Origin of the sequence: Nocardioides albidus (genome assembly GCF_006335005.1) — a bacterium.
Taxonomy (GTDB): domain Bacteria; phylum Actinomycetota; class Actinomycetes; order Propionibacteriales; family Nocardioidaceae; genus Nocardioides; species Nocardioides albidus.
Genome location: NZ_VDMP01000024.1, coordinates 122,072 through 126,418, shown reverse-complemented (window position 1 = coordinate 126,418; position 4,347 = coordinate 122,072). Strand labels below are relative to the sequence as shown.

Below are 4,347 nucleotides of genomic sequence, written 5' to 3'. Positions count from 1 at the left end.
CCGCACAGCTCGCGCGACCACGGGCCGCCGATCTCGACGACACGCACTGATCGGTCGTCGTAGGTCTCGCCGAACAGCGCGATCGCGCCCCAGTCCTTCGCCTCGCCGAGAGTCATGTACTGCCACCCGACCGGCAGGTCGGCGCGCAGCGCGTTGTTGGAGACCTGCTCGATCTCGTGCACCTGCTCGGGCGTGAGCGCGTTCAGCCAGCCGAAGTCGAGGCGCAGGTAGCCGGGGCGGTTGAAGGAGCCGGACTGCAGGGCGGTCGGCCCGAGCACCTCGCGCAGGGCCGCGTGCACGATGTGGGTGCCGGAGTGCGCCTGCCGGGCTCCGGTCCGCCACTCCGGGTCGACCTTGGCGTGCAGCAGCCTGGCGTCGGCCGGCAGCTCGCCGTCGACGACGCGCACCTGGTGGACCACCAGACCGCGCACCGGGCGCTGCACGTCGAGCACCTCGAGCTTGCCGCCCTCGAACTCGATGACGCCGGCGTCGGCCACCTGACCGCCGGACTCGGCGTAGAACGGCGTCCGGTCCAGCACGACCTCACCGACATCACCGGTCGCCAGCGTGCGCACGGCCGCGCCCTCGCGCAGCAGGGCCAGCGGACGGGACTCGGTCTCGAGGGTCTCGTAGGCCAGCCACTCGGTCGGGCCGTTCGCGTCGAGGATGCCGCGGTAGACGCCGGTGTCGGCGTGCTGGCCCTTCTTGGCGCGCGCGTCGGCCTTGGCCCGCTCGCGCTGCTCGGCCATGAGCTGCCGGAAGCCGGGCTCGTCGACCGACAGGCCCGCCTCGGCAGCCATCTCGAGGGTCAGGTCGATCGGGAAGCCGTACGTGTCATGGAGGGCGAACGCCTTGTCACCGGGGATGGTCGTGGCGCCCGACGTCTTCACGTCGCCGGCGGCGAGGTCGAAGATCTGGGTGCCGGCCTGCAGGGTCTTGCGGAAGGCCTCCTCCTCGGCGTACGCCACCTGGGCGATCCGGTCCCAGCCGGAGACCAGCTCGGGGTAGCTCTCCCCCATCTTGTCGCGCGAGACCGGCAGCAGCTCGGGCAGCGCCGGGTCCTGGTAGCCGAGCAGCCGCATGTTGCGCACCGCGCGGCGCAGCAGGCGGCGCAGGACGTAGCCGCGGCCCTCGTTGCCGGGGGTGACCCCGTCGCCGATCAGCATGAGCGAGCTGCGCACGTGGTCGGCGACCACCCGGAAGCGGACGTCGTCGACGTGCCCGTCGCCTCCCGCGGCGCCGTACTTCTTCCCGGAGAGCTCCATGGCCCTCTCGATGACGGGGAAGACCGTGTCGATCTCATACATGTTCTGCTTGCCCTGCAGCAGGTAGGCGACGCGCTCGAGGCCCATGCCGGTGTCGATGTTCTTGCTCGGCAACGGGCCGGCGATGTCGAAGTCGTCCTTGGCGCGGACGGCGCTGAGCTCCTCCTGCATGAAGACCAGGTTCCAGATCTCCAGGAACCGGTCCTCGTCGGCGTCGGGACCGCCGTCCGGACCGAACTCCGGGCCGCGGTCGACGTAGATCTCGCTGCACGGTCCGCCGGGGCCGGGCACGCCCATGTTCCAGTAGTTGTCCTTGAGGCCGCGCGGCTGGATGCGCTCGTCGGGCAGGCCGGCGACGCTCTTCCAGAAGTGCCGCGCCTCGTCGTCGCCGGGCAGGACGGTGACCCAGATCCGGTCGGGGTCGAAGCCGAGGCCGCCGGACGCCTGGTCGCCGGTCACCAGCTCCCAGGCGTACTGGATCGCACCCTCCTTGAAGTAGTCGCCGAAGGAGAAGTTGCCGTTCATCTGGAAGAAGGTGCCGTGGCGGGTGGTCTTGCCGACCTCCTCGATGTCGAGGGTGCGCACGCACTTCTGCACGCTGGTGGCCCGCTTGAACGGCGGCGTCTCCTGGCCCAGGAAGTAGGGCTTGAACGGCACCATGCCCGCATTGACGAACAGCAGGTTGGGGTCGTCGAGCAGCAGCGACGCCGACGGTACGACGGTGTGGCCGCGCCCCTCGAAGTGGGCGAGGAACCGGTTCCGGATCTCCGCGCTGCTGAGGTGCTCGCTCATCGATCGCCTTCTCTGGTGGATGTGGTGGTGGGACTCGTCAGTTGGGGCGGACCGGCGTCCGCGCCGTCGAAGCGCTGCCGCAGATGGATCTCGGCCTCCGCCTGGCCGCGGGCGACCTCCTCGCCGAACATCCGGGCACCGAGCACGGCGGCCCCGATCCGGTCGCGCATGCCGTCGGGGGTGAGGGCCTCGGCCAGCCGGCGGACCCGGACCATGCCGTAGACCCCGGCCGCGGCGCCGGCGGCGAACCAGACGCCCGCCTTCACGAGGAGACCTCGAGGTCGCCGGTCAACGCGCCGCGCTGCCGGGACTCCCAGTCGCGGCGGGCGGCCTTGAGCATGAGCCGGCGCTCCTTGCGTGAGCGCTTGACCTCGCGCCTCATCTCGAAGCGGATCCGGTTGCGGACCTCCGGAGACAGTGCACGGCGCAGCCCGGCGGCCAGCGCGGCGGTCTTGATGACGCTCTCACGCAGCAGGATGTCGGCGAACATGGGGGCCGGGACGACGCGCGCGGGCACGCGCGGCCCCTGCTCCTGGCCGAGGTCGGTGATGACGTACTCGCGGTCGTCGACCACGGCGACCGGGGCCCGTGCCGCGTGCGGCGTGACGTCCGGCCGGGCGCGCAGCTCGGCCTCGATGCCGGCCAGCTGCTCGCGCAGCGCCTCCGCGTCCTCGGCAGCGGCGGTGAGCAGCGCCTCGGTGTGGCCGCGCGCCCGGCGCACCGAGCGGGACAGCCGGTACGCCGTGACCGCGAGCGCCACGACGGCGACGAGGGTCAGCACGACCAGCCAGGTCGGGACGGCGAGGTCGGAGGTCACGACGGACAAGACTACTTGCTCGACCCACCACGGATGATCCGGCGTACCCGCTCCCACCGCTGCTTCACCGCGGCCTCGGCGCCGAGCTCGGTCGGACGGTAGTAGGCGGCGTCGAGCACGACGTCGGGGGCGTACTGCTGCTCGGCGACGCCGAAGGGCGCATCGTGGCTGTAGACGTAGCCCTTCCCGTGTCCGAGGGCCTTCGCGCCGGCGTAGTGCGCGTCGCGCAGATGCGGGGGGACCTGGCCGATCTTGCCGGCGCGCACGTCACCGATCGCCTCGCCGATCGCGGTCGTCACGGCGTTGGACTTGGGAGCCACCGCCAGGGCGATGGTGGCGTGGGCCAGGGTCAGCTGGGCCTCGGGCATGCCGATCAGCTGGACCACCTGGGCAGCCGCGACGGCCGTGGTGAGGGCGGTGGGGTCGGCCAGTCCGATGTCCTCGCTGGCGAGGATCATCAGCCGGCGCGTGATGAACCGAGGGTCCTCCCCGGCCTCGATCATCCGGGCGAGGTAGTGCAGGGCGGCGTCGGCGTCGGAGCCGCGGATCGACTTGATGAACGCGCTGACGACGTCGTAGTGCTGGTCCCCGTCGCGGTCGTAGCGCACGGCGGCCTGGTCCGCGGCGGTCTCCGCCGTCACCACGTCGATGGTCGCGCTGCCCTTGCTCCGCGCCGCTCCGGCGGCGGCCTCGAGATAGGTCAGCGAACGACGGGCGTCACCGCCGGCCAGGCGCACGATGTGCTCGCGTGCCTCCTCCTCGAGCACCATCTCACCGCCGAGTCCGCGCTCGTCGGCGACCGCCAGGTCCAGCACGGCCCGGATGTCGTCGTCGGTCAGCGGTTGCAGGCGCAGCAGCAGGCTGCGTGAGAGCAGGGGTGAGATGACGCTGAACGACGGGTTCTCCGTCGTGGCCGCGACCAGGGTCACCCAGCGGTTCTCGACGCCCGGGAGGAGTGCGTCCTGCTGGGCCTTGCTGAAGCGGTGCACCTCGTCGACGAAGAGGACGGTCTCGGCCCCCGTCGCCACCAACTCGCGGCGAGCGGAGTCAATGGCAGCGCGGACCTCCTTGACGCCCGCGGAGACCGCCGACACCTCGACGAACCGACGGCCCGTCTGCTGGCTGATGATCGAGGCGATCGTCGTCTTGCCGGTGCCGGGCGGGCCCCACAGCAGCAGCGAGAGCGACTGGTCGCCCTCGACGAGCTGCCGCAGCGGCGAGCCCGGCGCCCGCAGCTGCTCCTGGCCGACGAGCTCCTCGAGCGTACGGGGGCGCATCCGCACCGCGAGCGGCGCCGAGGCGTGCGTGGCGTCGGCGAGCGAGCCGCCCGACGTCGCGCGCTGCGAGCCCGGGGTGTCGAACAGGCCGGGCTCGTCATCCACGATCACCCACCCTAGTGGCCGGTCCCGACGCCCCCCTCGTCTCCCGGTCTTGGCGCCGAGGGGACTGTCGTCCTACACAAGCCAACCACGT

General features: G+C 71.8%; 4 protein-coding genes. All 4 read right to left on the bottom strand.

Annotated features, from left to right (window positions below; translation table 11 throughout):
• The coding region (alaS, locus tag FHP29_RS11495; protein ID WP_240044452.1) for an alanine--tRNA ligase at positions 1–2,057 on the bottom strand (2,057 nt) is incomplete at its 3' end.
• Complete coding sequence (locus tag FHP29_RS11490; RefSeq protein ID WP_139622998.1) at positions 2,054–2,323, bottom strand: DUF6167 family protein; 270 nt, start codon at positions 2,321–2,323, stop codon at positions 2,054–2,056. The genes alaS and FHP29_RS11490, both read right to left, overlap by 4 nt.
• Positions 2,320–2,874 (bottom strand): hypothetical protein, encoded by a 555-nt coding sequence (locus FHP29_RS11485; RefSeq protein ID WP_139622997.1) that lies wholly within the window; start codon positions 2,872–2,874, stop codon positions 2,320–2,322. Before FHP29_RS11485 ends, FHP29_RS11490 begins: the two co-directional genes overlap by 4 nt.
• A gap of 11 nt (positions 2,875–2,885) precedes the next feature.
• Positions 2,886–4,256 carry a replication-associated recombination protein A gene (locus FHP29_RS11480; RefSeq protein WP_420813413.1) on the bottom strand — a complete coding sequence of 457 codons (1,371 nt, stop codon included), beginning with the start codon at positions 4,254–4,256 and terminating at the stop codon, positions 2,886–2,888.
• Between the last annotated feature and the right edge of the window lie 91 nt (positions 4,257–4,347).